Source organism: Bacillus sp. z26 (assembly GCF_058313635.1).
In genome coordinates, this window is record NZ_JBZFQM010000002.1 from 742,136 (window position 1) to 759,817 (window position 17,682).

Sequence of the window (17,682 nt, forward strand, 5' to 3'; positions counted from 1 at the left end):
CTCTGTTTGGGCTAATCTCCATTCACAAATACCTAATTTTTCATAGTGGGTATAAACCCTTGAACTGTCACAATCCTATCTTTTACACTTAAAGAAAACAGTAAGGAGTCCTGCATCATGACTATAGAATGGAAAGAAATCACCCATTTAGAGGATAGACTGTTAAAGGAAACATTAGCTTTATATGATTCTTGCTTTCCTGAACATGTACGGGAGGACCATAACGTTTTTTATGAGTCCATCAGGCAACGTGAAAAAAATCCCCCCAACCATTTTCATTTTTTAGTTGGTATATCAGACGAGAGAGTCATTTGCTTTGTAACCTCTCATTATTTAGCTGATGTAAATAGTGGATATATTGTTTATATAGCGGCTGATCCGAAAGAACGCGGGAAAGGTTTAGGAAAACAAACATTACTAAAAATAGAGGAATTACTCTCTCTAGATGCCAGAAATGCTGGCCACCCTACTTTACTGGGGATTTTCCTCGAAACCGAAAGAGAAGTAGATGCGGATAATGAAGAAGAATACAAAGAAAATGTAAATCGACTTCAATTTTTCAATCATAACGGGTATTTACCAATAAAAGACTATCCGTATGTTCAGCCTCCCTTATATAATGGACAAACTCCTGTGCCTTTATATCTGGCATTTAAACCGTTAACCGAAGTGGATGAACTTCCTTATGAACAAATGGTTAGAGTAATCTATTATGAAAAATATTATAAAATGAATAAGATTTCCTTAAATATCCTTGAGGATTGTATGAATTCTCCGGCTCTTTCCCCTCGAGACAATCTTGTAGAGGACACAAGCTCATCAACTTATTGATTACATTATGATATCTTTCCAGTAAAATACAAGAAAACCCCGGCTAAGCCGGGGTTTTAGTGCTTTATAGACGCTTTCTCTCGCCTTTCACCCATACATGACCCGCTTTTACCCTGGTATAGCACAGGCATAGGTGCTCGATAGGTGCTTTCTCCGGTCTTTCATCCACACTTGACCCGCCTTTACCCCGGTATAGCCCGGGCATAGGCGGTCCATATATACTTCATAGGCGCTTTCTCTCGCCTTTCACCCATACTTGATCCGCCTTTCACCCCGGTATAGCCCGGGCATAGGCGGTCCATAGGTACTCCATAGCCGCTTCCTCCGGCCTTTCACACACACTTAAATCGCCTTACCCCGGGTATAAGTCGGGTAAGGGCGATTTATAGGTGGGTCATAGGCTGATTTTTTTCTTTACCTCTTCACTTCTTACTAATTCCTTGACCTTTTGATCAATTCTTTCGATTTCTTTACTAGGTGCTTTCCACCAGTTTCTGCTCCAGATTCGCTCAATCGTCCAACCTCGGCTTTCGAGGAATCGCTGACGATAGATATCTCGTTCTTTTGCATTGGCAGAACTATGGTACATGGCCCCATCACATTCAATTCCCAATATATATTTTGAAGAATCATTTGGATGAACGATGGCCATATCAATTCTGTATCCTGACATTCCTACTTGTGTAGCTACTTCATAACCCAAATTTCTTAGCTGTTTATAAACTTGTTCTTCAAAAGGCGAGTCAAAATGCAGTCCTAGTTCTTGTACATGTGTGTTGACATTTTCATTGATTTCCTGGACAACCGAATCTATTTCAGCCTTATGATTCTTAGAAACCGCCCTTACATATTTTAAATAGGATTTAAGAAGCTTCGGCCCAATTTGTGCTGTGTTCGCAACATTCAATTCTTCTGGTTCGATGCTTGATACCACGATTATGCGTTCTTTCGCTCTTGATACGGCAACATTTAATCTATTTTCTCCCCCGTATTGGTTTAGCATACCGAAGCGGTTATAAACCTTCCCTTCTTCGTTTTTAGCATAGCCAACAGAGAAAATAATGATATCTCTTTCATCCCCTTGGACGTTTTCAATATTTTTAACAAAAACTCTTTCATCCAGTTCTTTTGCCATCGCTTGATTATAAGCAACATTAAATTCTTGATCTTCTGCTGCTGATCTTTCGATGATATCCAGTATTTTGGTTTGTTGTTTTGCATTAAATGTAATGATACCGACCGTTTTTTTTGGCTGATTAATCAATGTGTCTTTTAAGAGTTTATATACCTCGATTGCTTCTACTTCGTTAGATTGATTCATCCATCTTCCATTTACTTTTTTCCATTGGATTGCTGGAGGATCCTTTAACGGTTCAACATTAGGAGCAATCTGAACGTGTCCATTATAAAAAGCGTGGTTCGAAAAGTTAATTAGTTCCTCATATTTGGAACGATAATGCCACTGAAGAATTTTCTCCGGAAATCTCCTTTTCGCCAAATTTAACAAACTTTGCGATTCATCAATTTCATACTCTTCTTCATCGTCTTCATTAACAATAGAAGACTGGAACATATTAAAAGGTGGCAATTGTTTTTCGTCTCCTGCAACTATTAATTGTTTTGCTCTAAAAACAGCAGGAAGACCGCTTTCTACTGTACATTGAGAAGCTTCATCGAAAATAACTAAATCAAATAATTGATCATCTAATGGGAAAATAGAAGACACTATTTCAGGTGAGGCCAGCCAAACTGGCATTAATTTCACCAGCCCTTTACCGGAAAATTCATTGACCAATTTGCGCAGTGGCCAAATCATTCTCTTTTTTCCTACCTGATGTTTTAGATTCCTTAATTCTTTCGGGAAAACTTTCTGTAGCTCATCGACAGATTGGGTCATTTGATGAATTAAATATTGATTTGCAGCCACCCTTTTCTGCTCAATCAATTGGCCGAATCTTTCCCTTATCCTTGAATATTCACTCGTTGATATTTTTTTAACCTCAGGATATTTGCTTTCCGTTTCATCAATCCAATGAATATAGGTCGAGTTTTTAAATAAATGAACCCAGTATTCCGGTAAAGCTTGATCTGAAGCGATACCTTTCTCTATAAGTTCTTGGATGATTTCTTTTGTTAGCTCTGAACAATCTTCCCAATAAGAATCCATTTGTTGAAGGTCCTCAAAATCCTGGTGAACATATTCTAATATTTTATCTAATTCTTGTAATGGAATATCACCTTCCGCGATTCTGCTTTGATAACGTTCAAGCACTTTATCATCGAAATATCTTTTTAAGCGGTCGATTTCCTCGGACATCTTCTTTGTTTCATTCCCTAATTGATTCATGATCATAAGGGCTTGCTTAATTTTCACCCACTCTGTTGAGTTTGTTCCTTTAAACTTTTCACCTTCTAATAGCTCCTCGAGAATTGATTTACCGGGAAAGGAGGTCCACCACCAAATCCTCAAGCTTTGCAACGTTTTTTTGTTATTATCCTCTAAGTCCGGATATATCTTTGCTAACTTATCTTCCATCAGCCATGTGTAGGCAGGAGTGATTTTTTTATAGTCTAATGAATTTAAATAACCAGATGCGTTCTTCGCCTTTTCAATCAAATCATTAAGCAAATCTACCAATTCCAGCTTATCTTTAATCGTAAATCGTGCAAATGATTTACGGTCTTTCAGTTCGTATTGCTCACCGCCAAATCGTTCATACCACTCGGCATAGCTGTATATTTTTTCACTTATATCAACTAAGACATCTTTGTTCAATTGATTCAACACTGGTTTTAAGTTCAACATTTTAGTCATATCATCTAATGGAGCTGCTTTTCCATAAAGATCATATAAACGGTATCCATAGTTCTGATACTCATATAGCCCCTTGGCAATCTGGTTTAAAAGTTTTTCATGCTCCGTTAAACTTTTTGAAGCAGATTCCAACTCAGATTTCGATCGTTCAAACATGACTCTATTATTCTCAAGAACAGCATTTATTTTGTTATATAAAGGCTTGCGATCCACCTTTTCATCATGAACTAAAGCTACATGGTTGGTTAACTTTAGGCTATCCAAGCGTTGATAGACTACATCAAGAGCAGCCCTTTTCTGACAAACCACCAATACTTTCTTTCCCTGACTCAGTGCATCGGTGATTAAATTTACAATTACCTGTGATTTTCCCGTACCTGGAGGCCCATGGACTACAAGTCCTCTCTTGTATCTTGCTTCTTTTAAAATTTCCTCTTGGGACCCATCTGTAACAAGCAGATTCAGTATATCCGGTTCTTCAGAAGGAGTATTTCCATTCATTTCATCAACCTCAACATCTCCACATTCAAGCTCTTGTGGATCAATCAATTCACTCACCAGTGAGGATAGTGCAGCTTCGTTTGTTAGGTCTACCATTGCATCATAGTCTTTGACAATTGAAGAACCACCCTGTGGAAAGTTCCCGATAATCGCATGTTCTAATAAAGTGATGCCAGTTGTTTCAGGGATATCTTCCTTCCTATACTCTTTTAATTTTGTCAGCCCATCATTCGTAAAGGATAGATTTAATTCATATTTTTCAAAGAACAAACTCCATTGTTCTATATCATATGACTTAGCAATTTCAGCAGCCTCTTCAAAGAAATCTTCAGTAAAATCTACTCTGTTAAATTTCTTAAAAGCTAGAAATAAGGTCCGATTAATCTGCGGACCACCTTCTTCTACTCGAATTATCCATTTATTCGTATTTAACCTGCTATTTTCTAAACGGATGGGATATAAGAATAAAGGAGCTTGAAAAAATGTCCCATCCGCGAGGGTTCCAGATATAAAAGGGAAGCCCAAATAAAAGTCATGGACACCAGTTTCTTCTTCAATGGCTTTTATATTCCGTAATAGATCAGTCAATTTTTTTGACATCACCATGGAATCTTCATTTCTTTTTGTTGCCTTAAGCAAGACAATTTCATCTTTATATTGTTTTACAATCTTTTTTACTATAGATTCACTACTATTTTTATTATCAGCAGATAACTTATCTAATTCAGTCAAATCAAAGCTCCACTTATTGTATATCTTTAATAATCTTATGGAGCGATTACGACGACTAATATTATTTAATTTATCTCTCATATGAATTAGTTTATCTTTCACCGTTTAACCTTCTTTCCAGAAAATCCGCATCATAAAAGGAACCATATATGCTCCCATAAAAAGTAATTTATATAATAATATCTCTTATTTCATTGTTAAATTCAATGGGATGTAATACTAAAAGAATAATAAAAAAATACAAAAAAATCCCCACCATTCATAATTATGCTTAGTGGGGATTTTTCATTAACCTTTTGGTTTAAAAATCAAGGCTGCGATAAATCCAAAGACGATCGCTGCCGTTATACCTGATGATGTAATTTTAAACATTCCCGTTAGCACGCCAATCACGCCATGCTTATCTGCCTCCTCTAAAGCACCGTTTACAAGCGAATTTCCAAAGCTTACAATCGGAATAGAAGCCCCAGCACCTGCAAAATCCAATAACGGTTCATACCACCCGATACCACCCAATATAGCTCCAATGACAACAAATGTCGAAAGGGTATGAGCAGGCGTTAATTTTGCTACATCAAATAGAAGCTGTCCAATCACACAAATAATGCCTCCTACAACAAAGGCCCAAAAAAACATTGCCAGCATATATATCCCTCACTTTCAAGCGCTATAGTCTTTCAATCGCAACTGCGTGTGCTATACAAGGAATAGATTCTCCTTGCTGGAATGTCAGGGGAGATAGAAGAGCTCCCGTTGCTGCCATTAAAATTCGTTTATATCTGCCATTACGCATTTCATTCAGTAAATGGCCGTATAAAACTGACGCTGAGCAACCTGCTCCACTTCCTCCTGATTGTACGGGCTGATCTTCTTTATAAATCAATAATCCGCAATCCCTAAATTTATCTTTATCGAGCTTTATACCCTTCTGCTCTAATAAATCAAGTGCAGTTTCATGGCCTATTTTCCCTAGATCTCCTGTTACGACTAAATCATAATGATCATCAGGAAGTTTTAGATCCCTGAAGTGATGATAAATCGTATCGGCTGCAGCAGGTGCCATCGCGCCTCCCATATTAAACGGATCCTTCAATCCCATATCAACAACCTTGCCTATGGTTGCACTCGTAACAACCAGTTTACTTTCAGGAGATTTATCATTTTTCTCAACTAAGGCAACACCAGCTCCCGTAACAGTCCATTGAGCAGTTGGTGGTTTTTGACCCCCATATTCTGTTGGGTACCTAAATTGCTTTTCTGTAGCGGCATTGTGACTAGAAGCACCAGCCAATACTTTATTGGCACCACCGTAATTAACAATAAAGGACGCAAGCGCCAAGCCTTCAGTGGTTGTTGAGCATGCACCGAATAAACCCAAGTACGGAATTCCCAATGTTCGGGCTGCAAAACTGGTGGGTGTGATTTGGTTGATAAGGTCACCAGCAAAGAAATACTGGATATCATGTGTTTGCAGATTCTTTTTTTCCAAAGCTGTTTGAGCGGCTTCTTCTAATAATACACGACTTGCTTTCTCATATGATTCTTCATTAAGCCAAAGGTTATCATGAATGATATCAAAATCATCTGCCAAATTGCCGTTGCCTTCAAATGGTCCGACAGCCACGCCTGTGGAGGAAATGACCGGTTGATTTTCTAATATCCAAGTTTGTTTACCAGTTAGCATATTAACCTCCTATAACCATTAGATAGATTTGTTTTATTAATGCAACGACAAATGCTGAAAAAACACCATATAGGATTACAGTTCCAGCCAATTTAAATATATTTCCTCCTACCCCAAGTACAAATCCTTCTGTTCTATGCTCAATTGCTGCTGAAATGACTGCATTACCAAATCCGGTAACCGGAACAGCACTTCCCGCTCCAGCAAATTGACCTATCCGATCATAAACCCCAAAGCCTGTTAATAACATCGATAAAAAAATCATCGTTGCCACTGTTGGGTTACTGGCTGTTTGTTCAGTAAAATTAAAATAAAATATATACATATACGTTATAACTTGTCCTAGAAGACAAAATAAACCACCTACAAAAAATGCCTTAATACAATTCTTTACAACTGGGCGTTTTGCTTCATATTTTTGTTCCAGCTCTTTATATTTTTGTTGTTCAGGGGTTAGTTTCTTATTCTTTTTATTTGCCATATGTACACCTGCCTATGCCATACCCTTCTGTAGTTTCATTATTTTATCAAACCAGTTTCCAGCTTTTTTCTTGGGGTATCCTTTATCCTTCACGTTCACGATTAACTCGACTGTTTCAAGAAATATTTTCATATCACTTGATACAGTAAAATTAAAGGATTTAAAGTTTTTCTTTAATTCCTTATCCAATTTACTTTCAATACTTTTCATGTGAAAACGCTGCATATGCTTAACCTTGTACGCCACCAAAATATCTTTATCCTTTTGAACAACAGCCACATCATAAAGTTCTTTATGGGAAGCTACTTTCTTTTTTATTTCTTCTAATGGTGCCTTTGAACTGTCACCAAGGTAGACCGGGTCTTGATCCACAGACTGAATAAGCGACATTCTGGCTTCCTTACTGCTTGAATCACCGGAACACCCGCTTATCATTGTGAAAAACATTGCTATGGCTAAAAATGAAGAAACCCTCTTTTGCATAGCATTTTTCACCCCCTCACTTTATATTAAAATCATTTTCCTGTATTGTTTGTAAAAAACTGCATTTTATCCACTAATTCTAGGGGAAACTTACTTGAGTATGTTAGATTTTTCTAAACAAAAAAAGCCCGCTGATTAAACAGCAGGCTACGGTTGCAAGCGAATCCTCTTTTTATTTTTTGTGCATCCGCAATTTTTTTTTACTTGCTTTGAAGGTGTCCTCTTGATTTCTGTTCCTTTTTGTTTTTGTATTTTCATTAAAGGGTCCTCCTTCCCAAATTAGGACTCATAATAGTATACGTATGTAGGAAGGGATGGTTAGTCTATTATAAATAACCAGAAAATCCAAAAACTAATTTGTATTTTTTAAAATCGGACGATCTTAATATCTTTTATCTGCTTCAATGTATATTTAATCCACTTCTTACCAAAAGCAACTTTAATATAGATATACTCTCCTTTTACTTTTTCAACGGTCCCCCTTAACCTCTTCCCATCTTCCACTATAAAATCACAGACCGGGCTTGGCATGAGTGGCGGCATTTTTGTCAGATAAGCCACCAATTCATCCTTAGACATATCTTCCATACGTTTCCGCTTCTTTTTTCCATTCACTTCAACTGGTTCTGGCAAATTAGATTCTTGTTCTTTTGGAAGTTCTGTTGCGTTCTTTTTTTCAATACCAAAGCTTAATAGAGGCGGTTGCTGCAACGATATTTCCTCATCATCTTGACCTTCAAGTGAATCTTTCAAATTTTCAATATGATCATTCGGTTCCTCCGACTGATTTACTTTATGCATCAATTCTTTTGTCGCAACATTTGTAAAAAAGTCATCAATTTCTACTATTTCTTCTTCACGTAATCGGACCATGATTTGTTCCTTATCTAGCCAGGCATTTGCCGGCAATGGATTGTTGATTTCATTATGTTTCATCCTTTTCCCCTCCTATGCCTGCAGTCTATTTATTATGTATATGTGTATTAACTTGAGGATATTTCAGATTCAAAACGGATTTCCATACAAATCCACGAAAAAAACTCCCAATTGCAGTCCTAACTAACAATTGGGAGTAGCAGATTACTATCCTTTTTTTACAGTCTAACGCTGTTTCATTTTAGGATCCAGGGCATCTCTCAATCCATCACCTAATAAATTAAATCCAAGCACTGTTAACATGATCGCTAAACCTGGAAAGAAGAGTGTACCAGGAGCCTGAACTAAAAAACCCTTCGAATCCGCCAACATTTTTCCCCACTCAGGTGTTGGTGCCTGGGCCCCCAATCCGAGAAACCCAAGCGCAGCCGCCTCAATAATCGCTGTAGCAATGGCCAAAGTAGCCTGAACGATGATTGGTGTCATGCTGTTTGGCAAAATGTGACGTAAGATAATTCTTGAATCCTTCATACCTATTGCATTTGCTGCCATAATATATTCTTCTTGTTTCACACTCAGTACTCTTGATCTTATGAGACGTCCGAAATTAGGTACATTAATAATTGCGATTGCAATCAGGGCATTTTGCAGAGATGGTCCTAAAATAGAAATAATCGCGATTGCCAATAAAATACTTGGAAAGGCAAGAAGGATATCAAAAAAACGAGAAATAACCGTATCAATCCATCCGCCATAATATCCGGCAACAAGCCCCAGTATCGAACCAACAATGACAGAACCCAGTACAGAGAAGAAACCTACCGATAAGGAAATCCGTGCGCCATATAATATACGTGAAAGTATATCTCTCCCAAAGTCATCTGTTCCAAACCAATGCTCGGCAGATGGCGGTTTTAAACGGTCGGTTAAATTAACCTCCTTAAATCCATAAGGAGCAATAATCGGAGCTAATAATGCCAATAAAATAAAGAATAAAACAATTCCCAGACCCACCATTGCCAAACGGTTACGCTTAAAGGCAGCCCATGCTTCCCCCCATGGAGAAATCACTTTTTCTTCCATTATCAATGGTGTTTCACCTGTATTTCGTACCAATTCCCCCAATGCCTTACACCACCCTTTATTTGGAGTATTTAATTCGTGGATCGACCAAAGCATAAAGGAGGTCGACAACTAAATTAATAAAAACAAATGCAGCAGCAATCAGTAAAATACCTGACTGAATCACAGGATAATCCCGATAGCCTATCGCTTCATATAAATATCTGCCTATACCTGGCCAAGCAAAAATGGTTTCTGTCAGAATGGCTCCTCCAAGAAGTAAGCCTGTTTGCAGCCCTATGACAGTTAAAACCGGAATAAATGCATTTTTCAAAGAGTGCTTGTACACTACCCAAAACATACTGACACCTTTTGCACGAGCAGTACGTATAAAATCAGCTTGCATGACTTCCAGCATAGTTGATCTTGTCATTCTTGCAATAATGGCCATTGGAATAGTTGCTAACGCAATACTTGGCATAATCAGATGCTTGATGGTCACAATAAATTGGTCAAAATTACCTTGCAGCAATGTATCTAGCAAATATAGATTAGTGATCGCATTGATTGGATCTCTGATATCTTCACGTCCCGTTGTCGGTAACCAGCCCAGCTGCAGAGAAAAAGCCCACTGCTCCATCAACCCCAGCCAAAAAATGGGCATGGATACCCCAATTAACGCTAAGATCATCGCTAAGTAATCAAACCAGGAATTTGAAAACCACGCACTGATGATGCCAGCATTTACGCCGATGACGATGGCAATGATCATCGCAACAAACGTCAATTCTAGAGTGGCAGCAATATACGGCCAAATCTCATTAGTAATCTCTGCATTCGTTCTAATAGAAGTGCCCAAATCACCAGTAAATAAATTCTTAATATAATCTATGTATTGAACATACCAAGCTTTATCCAATCCAAGCTCCTGAGTTAATACGGCAATGGACTCCTTTGTTGCTCTTTGTCCTAAAATAACCTGTGCCGGATCTCCAGGAATGGCTCTGACGATGGCAAATACAATCAACGTCATTCCAAACAGAACCGGTATAACAGACAGAATCCTTTTCAGAGTATAAGAAAACATCTGTATGCACCCCCATAATAAACTGGCGCCCTTATATGAATCTATCCATATAAAGGCGCCCTTACTTAACCAGTTTTACTTAAATTCTACATTTTTTAAAATATCGGATCCGGTTGGATGCGGTACAAGTCCAGTTAAATCAGCTGATGCTGCCAATATAGGCGTTGAGTGAACGAGTGGAATCCACGGCGCATCTTCATGGATAATTTCCTGAGCCTGTTTGTATAGCTCATTTCGTTTATCCTGATCCACGATTGTTTGCGCTTCAATTAATATGTCATGGAGCTTATCATTTGAATAATAGGAATAGTTATTGGAGCCAATAGAGTCTTTATCAAGCAATGTATAGATAAAGTTATCAGGGTCTCCATTATCACCTGTCCAGCCCAGCATATAGGCTGGGAACTCACCTGCTGTAGCTTTTTCAAGGTATGTAGCCCATTCTACAGTCTGAATTTCTGCCTTAACCCCTATTTTCTCGAAATTTGCCTGAATCGCTTCTGCAATTTTCTTTCCTTCTGGTATATATGGACGCGGAACTGGCATAGCCCAAAGATCCATTGTAAATCCATCCGGATAACCAGCTTCTTTTAATAATTCTTTTGCTTTTTCTAAATCAAATTCATAATCCTGAATTTCATCATTATAGCCTTCAACTGAGTCCGGCAAAGGGTTTTTCGCTGGTTTTGCCATTCCTAAATAGAAAGCATCAATGATAGCTTGCTTATCCACGGCATGGCTTAAAGCTTGGCGTACCTTTGGATTATCAAAAGGTTTTTTCGTTACATTAAATCCTAGATATCCTACATTCATGGAAGGGCGCTCAATTGCTTGAATGTTCGCATTCCCTTTAATCGTTTCAAGATCCGATGGGTTCACACCATCCATCAAATCAATCTCACCGCTTGTTAATGCATTCAATCGGGCGGAGTTATCAGGAATTGTACGGAAAATAATTGTTTTTAATTTTGGCTCTCCATCTACATAATAATCTTCATTCTTTTCAATCACGATTTTGTCATTTGCTTTTTCTTTAAATTTATATGGTCCGGTACCAACCGGGTTTTCCCGGAATTTATCACCATCTTTTTCAACTGCAGTAGGGCTGGCAATTCCAAAACAGCTCATAGCGATGTTTTTAAGGAAGGTCGCCTGAGGACGCTTCAATGTAAATTGAACAGTCGATTCATCAACTGCTTTTACTTCCTTAATAACATGCCCTTCATCCTTTTTATAGCCGCCAAACATGCTGTAATAAGGGAATTGATCAGCATCGCCATTCATCCATCGGTTAAAGTTAAAAACGACCGCTTCTGCGTTAAAATCGGTACCATCATGGAACTTAACGCCTTTTTTCAACGTGAATGTATAAGAAAGGCCATCTTTTGAAGCTTCCCATTTCTCAGCCAATCCAGGCTGCAGTGTAGTATCCTGTTTACCGTAAGTTAATAATGTATCGAAAATATTGATTGTGACTTTAAATGATTCCCCTTCGGTTGTCGTAATCGGATCTAAAGAAGTAGAATCTCCACCACGTCCAAAAACAAGTGTATCTTTTGTATTTCCTTTCTCTTCACTTCCTCCACCCTCAGTTTCCTTGTCGCCAGAATTACATGCTGCCAGTACAATACTTAGCATCAGAACACTGACCATAGATAATAAAAGCTTCCTCATATGAAACCCCCTCTTATATTTGTTTATTATCATTGCTGTCATGTTCACCATAGAGATGACAAGCAGCATAATGATCGGTTTTCATTTCCTGATATACAGGGTTAATAGTCTTGCAAACTTCCATTGCATGCTGACATCTAGTATGGAAAGCACAACCACGCGGCGGATTGGATGCGCTTGGTATGTCTCCAGTTAAGATGATAGATTCACGTTTAATATCTGGGTCTGGTATGGGCACTGAAGATAACAAAGCTTGAGTGTACGGATGAAGAGGATGTTCGTATAACTCTTCGCTGCCAGACAACTCTACCATTTTACCTAAATACATGACTCCCACGCGGTCACTGATATGCCTGACAACCCCCAGATCGTGTGCGATAAAAATATAAGTAAGTCCGAATTCTTTTTGGATATCCTTTAATAGGTTTAATACCTGAGCCTGTATAGATACATCAAGCGCAGAAACTGGCTCATCTGCAATGATTAATTTAGGTTTTGTCATTAGGGCTCGGGCAATGCCAATCCGCTGGCGCTGACCGCCACTGAATTGATGAGGATAACGTTTTAAATGATAGGAATTGAGTCCCACAACATTCATCATTTCTGCCACCCTATTTGCCCGCTCCTTCTTATTGCCAATACCATGAACAATTAAAGGTTCCTCTAATATTTGCTGTACGGAATGCCTCGGATTTAATGATGCATAAGGATCCTGAAAAACCATTTGAATATCACGTCTCACTTGTCTAAGCTGCTTTTTTGACATAGACATAATTTCCTTATCCTCAAAGACAATACTTCCTTCTGTTGGATCAATCAACCTCATTAATAATCTGCCAGTCGTTGACTTTCCACAGCCACTCTCTCCAACAATCCCAAGGGTTTCCCCTTTTTTCACATGGAAGGAAATGTCGTTTACAGCTTTTACTTCACCAATTTTCCTGCTCAAAATACCCCCATTAATCGGGAAAAACTTCTTCAAGCCTTCAACTTTTAATAGCTCCGTCATGAATGATGCCTCCTTCCTGCCCCTGATATAATAGGCATCTTACCCATTGATTTTCAGGAGATACCTTTTGTAAAACCGGATCCACTGTAGCACAGGCGGGCATGGCATATTCACACCGCGGAGCAAAAACACAACCATTCTGAATCATCCCTGGTTTTGGCACATTACCGGGAATCGAATATAATTTACTGTCTTTCTGCCGGATATCAGGTACGGATTTCAACAATCCTTTTGTGTATGGATGTTTAGGGTTTTTAAATATATCCCTGACCGTTCCTTTTTCCACAATTTTTCCTGCATACATAACAAGAACCCGGTCACATATTTCAGCCACTACTCCAAGGTCATGAGTGATGAGAACGATTGACGTTTCAGTATGACTGTTTAAATCTTTCATCAACTTAAGGATTTGGGCCTGAATGGTAACATCTAGAGCCGTAGTTGGTTCATCCGCAATCAATATGTTTGGTTTGCAGACCATGGCCATCGCAATCATAACTCTCTGTCTCATTCCTCCTGATAATTCATGAGGATAATTTTTCATTAAATCAGCAGCCCTGGGCAGCCCTACTTGCTTTAACATTTCCATGCATTCGGTCCGCGCCTGTACTTTATTGCCATTTCTGTGCAGCCTGTATGCTTCAATCATTTGTTGGCCGATTGTGAACAAAGGATTAAGGGAAGTCATCGGTTCCTGAAAGATCATAGAAATTTGATTACCGCGGATTTTTCTCATTTTTGATTCCGATTTTTTTAATAAATTGTCCCCTTCAAAATTAATGACAGATTGGGAATCAACAATAGCCTGCGGTTGTGGAAGCAGCCCCATAATTGATAAAGAAGTCAAGCTTTTTCCACTTCCGGATTCTCCTACAATGCCAAGTATTTCTCCTTTATGGAGCCTGAAATCTATATTCTCAACTGCCGGAACCAGATTTCCGTTTTCCCTAAATGAGACTGATAAATGTTTTACATCTAAGACCACAGAGTCCTCCAAGCCATTCCCTCCTGTGTTCGGTTATTATGTAATTTTTTATTACAATATTCTAAATATTATGATTAATTATGTCACAGCTTTTCCCAATTGACTATCATTTTATTAGAATTAAATTACATTTTTATTATATTTGTGAATAAATAAAGGGATTCTGCAACGATGCCTGAGGTTCTAATTATTCTCCCATTATTTGCACAGAAGTGAAATGACAAAAAAACTCTCCAATGCAAAACGGTTATCAAAACCGCTCCGCCATGGAGAGTAGTCATTACTAGTTATAAACTTAGAATGTGATATCCTGAATCGACATGGATATTCTCACCCGTAATCCCACGGGATAATGGACTGAACAGGAATAATGCTGTATCTCCCACTTCTTCCTGAGTTACTTGCCTGCGTAATGGGGCCCGTTCTTCAAACACTTTTCTTATTTCATTAAAATTACCGACACCTTTGGCTGACAAGGTTCTAATTGCTCCGGCAGATATAGAGTTCACTCTTATACCTTTGGGTCCGAGATCATTAGCCAAGTATTTAACACTTGCTTCAAGAGAGGCTTTTGCCACACCCATCACATTGTAGTTTTGAACTACCCGTTCCCCGCCAAGATAAGTAAGAGTAATAATGCTGGCTCCTTCATTCAGGATATCTTTTGCTTCTTTCGCAACGGCTGTTAATGAATATGAACTAATATTTTGAGCCAATAAGAATCCATCTCTTGTTGTATTCATATACTCGCCCTTTAGCTCTTCCTTATTTGCAAAGGCTATACAATGTGCGATTCCATCTATTTTGCCATACTTTTCTTTTATTAAAGCAAAACACTGTTCAATCTCTTCATCCTTGGTTACATCACATGGCAGGACAAAAGTCTCTGCTCCACCCTCTAAACTGTTTACAAGCTCATAAACACTCTTTTCCATTCGTTCTCCGGCATATGTAAAAATTAATTTTGCACCAGCCTGGTAGAGTGAAGTAGCTATACCCCATGCGATACTTCTTTTATTTGCTACACCCATAACAACAATGGTTTTCCCATCCATACTTAAGTTCATACGAAGGATTCCTCCTTAAAATTAATACATGTTATTAGTACCTACTACTAATCTAAACTAAGTAAGGAAGAATCGCAACCATTATCTGTTTTTCGGCTAAATATATCATCTAAGATACCCCATAAAAATGGTAGCCATTCCAAAATAGATCAGAATACTGATTAAGTCATTAATTGTTGTAATAAACGGCCCTGAAGCGACGGCAGGGTCAATATTCATTTTATGCATCAATAAAGGCACCATGCTTCCCGCTAATGTAGCAACAATTAATGATACCAGTATAGATATTCCAACAAGCAACGCCAGGATAGGTTCTCCTTTCCAAACATAAACAACAACTGTTACTGCAATTCCGCATGATATGCCGGTTATTAGGCCTGTTCCAGCTTCACGCCACAGAAGTTTCAGCTTGTTTTCATCTTCGATTTGACCGGTAGCAATTCCTCGTACAATCACAGCCAAACTTTGGGTACCTGCATTACCTGCCATTCCTGCGATTAAAGGAATAAACACAGCTAGGATCGCTTTTTTTGATAAAGTTTCCTCAAATTGACCTATTAAATTAGCCGTAATCATGCCTAAAAAGAGTAATATAATTAACCAAGGAAGCCTTTTTCGAGCAGATGAAATCGGACTTTTATCCAAATATTCCATATCGGACACACCAGCCAATTTTGAGTAATCATCGGAAGCTATTTCATACATGACATCAATCATGTCATCAAATGTAATGATACCGACCAGATGATGCTGAAAATCGATAACCGGTATCGCAACAAAATCATAGTCTCTCATTTTCTGAGCTACTTTTTCTTGGTCATCGCTTACTTTTACTGCATAGACCCGTCTGTTCATTAGTTCGAAAACCATTGTAGTATCATCCGCCACAATCAAATCCCGCAAAGAGAGAACCCCAGTTAATTTATGATCCTCGTCCAACACATAGATATAGTAAATTAATTCAGCATCCTGAGCTTCCTTTCTCACTAATTTCATAGCAGAGCCTACTGTTTGATTTTCACCAATGCTTATAAATTCAGTTGTCATGATACTGCCTGCTGTTGATTCTTCATAATGAAGCAAATGCCTGATATTTTGCGATTGCTCTTCATCCATTAAAGACAAATAGCTTATCATTTGTTCCTTATCCAGATTACTAAGCAGATCTACAGCATCATCCGTATGCATTTCTGCTAGAATGGAAGCAGCATAGCGAGGATCCATTTCGGCTAAAATCTTTTCTATAACTTCATCTTCATACTCATAAGCAAGGTTTCCGATAAGTTCTGCCATTTCGTCCGGTGATAGAAAATGATGAACGTTAGCCCTTTCTTTTTCATCCAAATTCGCGTAAAACTGCGCTTGATCATATGGATGAATTCCCAAAAATATTTTCCGAAACTGTTGAAGGTTCTCTTCTTTTAAGGTTTGTAGTATATCTCTTTGCTTGCTTTCCTGTATGTCCATACTGGAGGTCACCCTCTCTTTTTATATCGTTCTGCAACGTATCTGCTATACTTTTTACAATTTCCTATACCGATATAATTGAAACCTATTAAAAAAGGGTACTATATAGGGTATAGAAGGAAGTGATTTAAAATGATTTACGATTGTATAGGTGATGTACACGGTTGTTATGAAGAATGTATAGCATTATTTCACAAAATGGGCTACCAATTTGATGATGAAGGTATACCTGAACATCCTAACGATCATACTCCTGTATTTATCGGAGATATAACAGATCGAGGCCCTAATTCTATCCAGATGATCCATCTTGTATGGACTTTAACCATACAAAGAAAAAAATGCTTATACATTCCAGGCAACCATTGCAATAAATTATATCGTTATTTCCTAGGTAATAAAGTAAATGCTATTCATGGCCTAGAAACAACAATAGCTGAACTCGATGCTTTGTCTAAACCAGATAGAAAGAAAGTACGCAACAGATTTATGCAATTATATGAGTCTGCACCTCTTTATCTTATCTTAGATCAAGGAAAGCTTGTCCTTGCCCATGCTGGTATCAAAAAAGAATTTATAGGATTAAAACATAAGGCCGTAAAAACATTTGTATTATATGGAGACATAACTGGTAAAACGCTCCCAGATGGAAGACCTGAACGAAGGGACTGGGCACAACATCACCCAGGTAACCCGATGATTGTCTATGGACACACACCTGTTCGTGAGCCAAGAATTAAAAATAATACGTATAATATTGATACCGGAGCTGTATTTGGAGGGAAATTAACTGCCTTGCGTTACCCTGAGCTGACCTTTTTTTCTGTTCCCTCTTCTCTTGCCGCGGTTCCGGAAAAATTTCATACTTATGCTGAATGATTTTATTGCCACACCCTCCCCTCTCGGAAAGGGTGTGGTATAATTTTGC

General features: G+C 38.3%; 15 protein-coding genes. 2 read left to right on the forward strand and 13 right to left on the reverse strand.

The annotated features are described in order from the left end of the window. Nucleotides 1-117 precede the first annotated feature (117 nt). Nucleotides 118-831, forward strand: a complete 714-nt coding sequence (locus AC4G3K_RS08760) for a GNAT family N-acetyltransferase (protein ID WP_491133074.1) — start codon at nt 118-120, stop codon at nt 829-831. A 394-nt stretch (nt 832-1,225) separates the two neighbouring features. Here the strand turns inward: AC4G3K_RS08760 and AC4G3K_RS08765 are convergent, their stop codons facing one another. From AC4G3K_RS08765 to mgtE, 13 genes are all read right to left on the reverse strand, one after another. Continuing rightward, nucleotides 1,226-4,981 (reverse strand): AAA domain-containing protein, encoded by a 3,756-nt coding sequence (locus AC4G3K_RS08765; RefSeq protein WP_491133076.1) that lies wholly within the window; start codon nt 4,979-4,981, stop codon nt 1,226-1,228. A gap of 186 nt (nt 4,982-5,167) precedes the next feature. Further along, the gene (gene spoVAE, locus AC4G3K_RS08770) at nt 5,168-5,524 is read right to left on the reverse strand and encodes a stage V sporulation protein AE (protein ID WP_491076560.1); all 357 of its coding nucleotides are present in this window, start codon (nt 5,522-5,524) and stop codon (nt 5,168-5,170) included. Between the two features lie 22 nt (nt 5,525-5,546). Next, entirely contained in the window at nt 5,547-6,563 is a 1,017-nt protein-coding gene (gene spoVAD, locus AC4G3K_RS08775; RefSeq protein WP_491076559.1) for a stage V sporulation protein AD, read from the reverse strand. A gap of 1 nt (nt 6,564) precedes the next feature. Next, entirely contained in the window at nt 6,565-7,044 is a 480-nt protein-coding gene (gene spoVAC, locus AC4G3K_RS08780) for a stage V sporulation protein AC (protein WP_491076558.1), read from the reverse strand. Between the two features lie 12 nt (nt 7,045-7,056). Continuing rightward, complete coding sequence (locus tag AC4G3K_RS08785; protein ID WP_491133078.1) at nt 7,057-7,527, reverse strand: sporulation protein; 471 nt, start codon at nt 7,525-7,527, stop codon at nt 7,057-7,059. A 366-nt stretch (nt 7,528-7,893) separates the two neighbouring features. Beyond that, nucleotides 7,894-8,463: a CotO family spore coat protein gene (locus AC4G3K_RS08790; RefSeq protein ID WP_491133079.1), complete on the reverse strand. Its 570-nt coding sequence runs from the start codon at nt 8,461-8,463 to the stop codon at nt 7,894-7,896. Nucleotides 8,464-8,628: 165 nt separating this feature from the next. Further along, entirely contained in the window at nt 8,629-9,528 is a 900-nt protein-coding gene (gene nikC, locus AC4G3K_RS08795) for a nickel transporter permease (RefSeq protein ID WP_491076555.1), read from the reverse strand. Between the two features lie 16 nt (nt 9,529-9,544). Next, complete coding sequence (locus AC4G3K_RS08800) at nt 9,545-10,552, reverse strand: ABC transporter permease (protein WP_491076554.1); 1,008 nt, start codon at nt 10,550-10,552, stop codon at nt 9,545-9,547. Between the two features lie 75 nt (nt 10,553-10,627). Continuing rightward, complete coding sequence (locus AC4G3K_RS08805; protein ID WP_491076553.1) at nt 10,628-12,226, reverse strand: ABC transporter substrate-binding protein; 1,599 nt, start codon at nt 12,224-12,226, stop codon at nt 10,628-10,630. Nucleotides 12,227-12,239: 13 nt separating this feature from the next. Then, complete coding sequence (locus AC4G3K_RS08810; RefSeq protein WP_491076552.1) at nt 12,240-13,235, reverse strand: ABC transporter ATP-binding protein; 996 nt, start codon at nt 13,233-13,235, stop codon at nt 12,240-12,242. Next, nucleotides 13,213-14,232: an ABC transporter ATP-binding protein gene (locus tag AC4G3K_RS08815; RefSeq protein WP_491076551.1), complete on the reverse strand. Its 1,020-nt coding sequence runs from the start codon at nt 14,230-14,232 to the stop codon at nt 13,213-13,215. Before AC4G3K_RS08815 ends, AC4G3K_RS08810 begins: the two co-directional genes overlap by 23 nt. Before the next feature lie 275 nt (nt 14,233-14,507). Then, nucleotides 14,508-15,287 (reverse strand): enoyl-ACP reductase FabI, encoded by a 780-nt coding sequence (gene fabI, locus AC4G3K_RS08820; RefSeq protein WP_491133082.1) that lies wholly within the window; start codon nt 15,285-15,287, stop codon nt 14,508-14,510. A gap of 105 nt (nt 15,288-15,392) precedes the next feature. After that, nucleotides 15,393-16,754 (reverse strand): magnesium transporter, encoded by a 1,362-nt coding sequence (gene mgtE, locus AC4G3K_RS08825; RefSeq protein ID WP_491133084.1) that lies wholly within the window; start codon nt 16,752-16,754, stop codon nt 15,393-15,395. Between the two features lie 132 nt (nt 16,755-16,886). Here mgtE and prpE point away from each other — a divergent pair, with 132 nt between their 5' ends. Continuing rightward, the gene (gene prpE, locus AC4G3K_RS08830; RefSeq protein WP_491133086.1) at nt 16,887-17,633 is read left to right on the forward strand and encodes a bis(5'-nucleosyl)-tetraphosphatase PrpE; all 747 of its coding nucleotides are present in this window, start codon (nt 16,887-16,889) and stop codon (nt 17,631-17,633) included. The last annotated feature ends 49 nt before the right edge of the window (nt 17,634-17,682 follow it).

Coding starts and splice junctions, on each gene's coding strand:
- AC4G3K_RS08760 (WP_491133074.1), top strand. CDS start 118: ATGACTATAGAATGGAAAGAAATCACCCATTTAGAGGATAGACTGTTA.
- spoVAE (WP_491076560.1), bottom strand. CDS start 5,524: ATGCTGGCAATGTTTTTTTGGGCCTTTGTTGTAGGAGGCATTATTTGT.
- spoVAD (WP_491076559.1), bottom strand. CDS start 6,563: ATGCTAACTGGTAAACAAACTTGGATATTAGAAAATCAACCGGTCATT.
- spoVAC (WP_491076558.1), bottom strand. CDS start 7,044: ATGGCAAATAAAAAGAATAAGAAACTAACCCCTGAACAACAAAAATAT.
- AC4G3K_RS08785 (WP_491133078.1), bottom strand. CDS start 7,527: ATGCAAAAGAGGGTTTCTTCATTTTTAGCCATAGCAATGTTTTTCACA.
- AC4G3K_RS08790 (WP_491133079.1), bottom strand. CDS start 8,463: ATGAAACATAATGAAATCAACAATCCATTGCCGGCAAATGCCTGGCTA.
- AC4G3K_RS08800 (WP_491076554.1), bottom strand. CDS start 10,552: ATGTTTTCTTATACTCTGAAAAGGATTCTGTCTGTTATACCGGTTCTG.
- AC4G3K_RS08805 (WP_491076553.1), bottom strand. CDS start 12,226: ATGAGGAAGCTTTTATTATCTATGGTCAGTGTTCTGATGCTAAGTATT.
- AC4G3K_RS08810 (WP_491076552.1), bottom strand. CDS start 13,235: ATGACGGAGCTATTAAAAGTTGAAGGCTTGAAGAAGTTTTTCCCGATT.
- fabI (WP_491133082.1), bottom strand. CDS start 15,287: ATGAACTTAAGTATGGATGGGAAAACCATTGTTGTTATGGGTGTAGCA.
- mgtE (WP_491133084.1), bottom strand. CDS start 16,754: ATGGACATACAGGAAAGCAAGCAAAGAGATATACTACAAACCTTAAAA.
- prpE (WP_491133086.1), top strand. CDS start 16,887: ATGATTTACGATTGTATAGGTGATGTACACGGTTGTTATGAAGAATGT.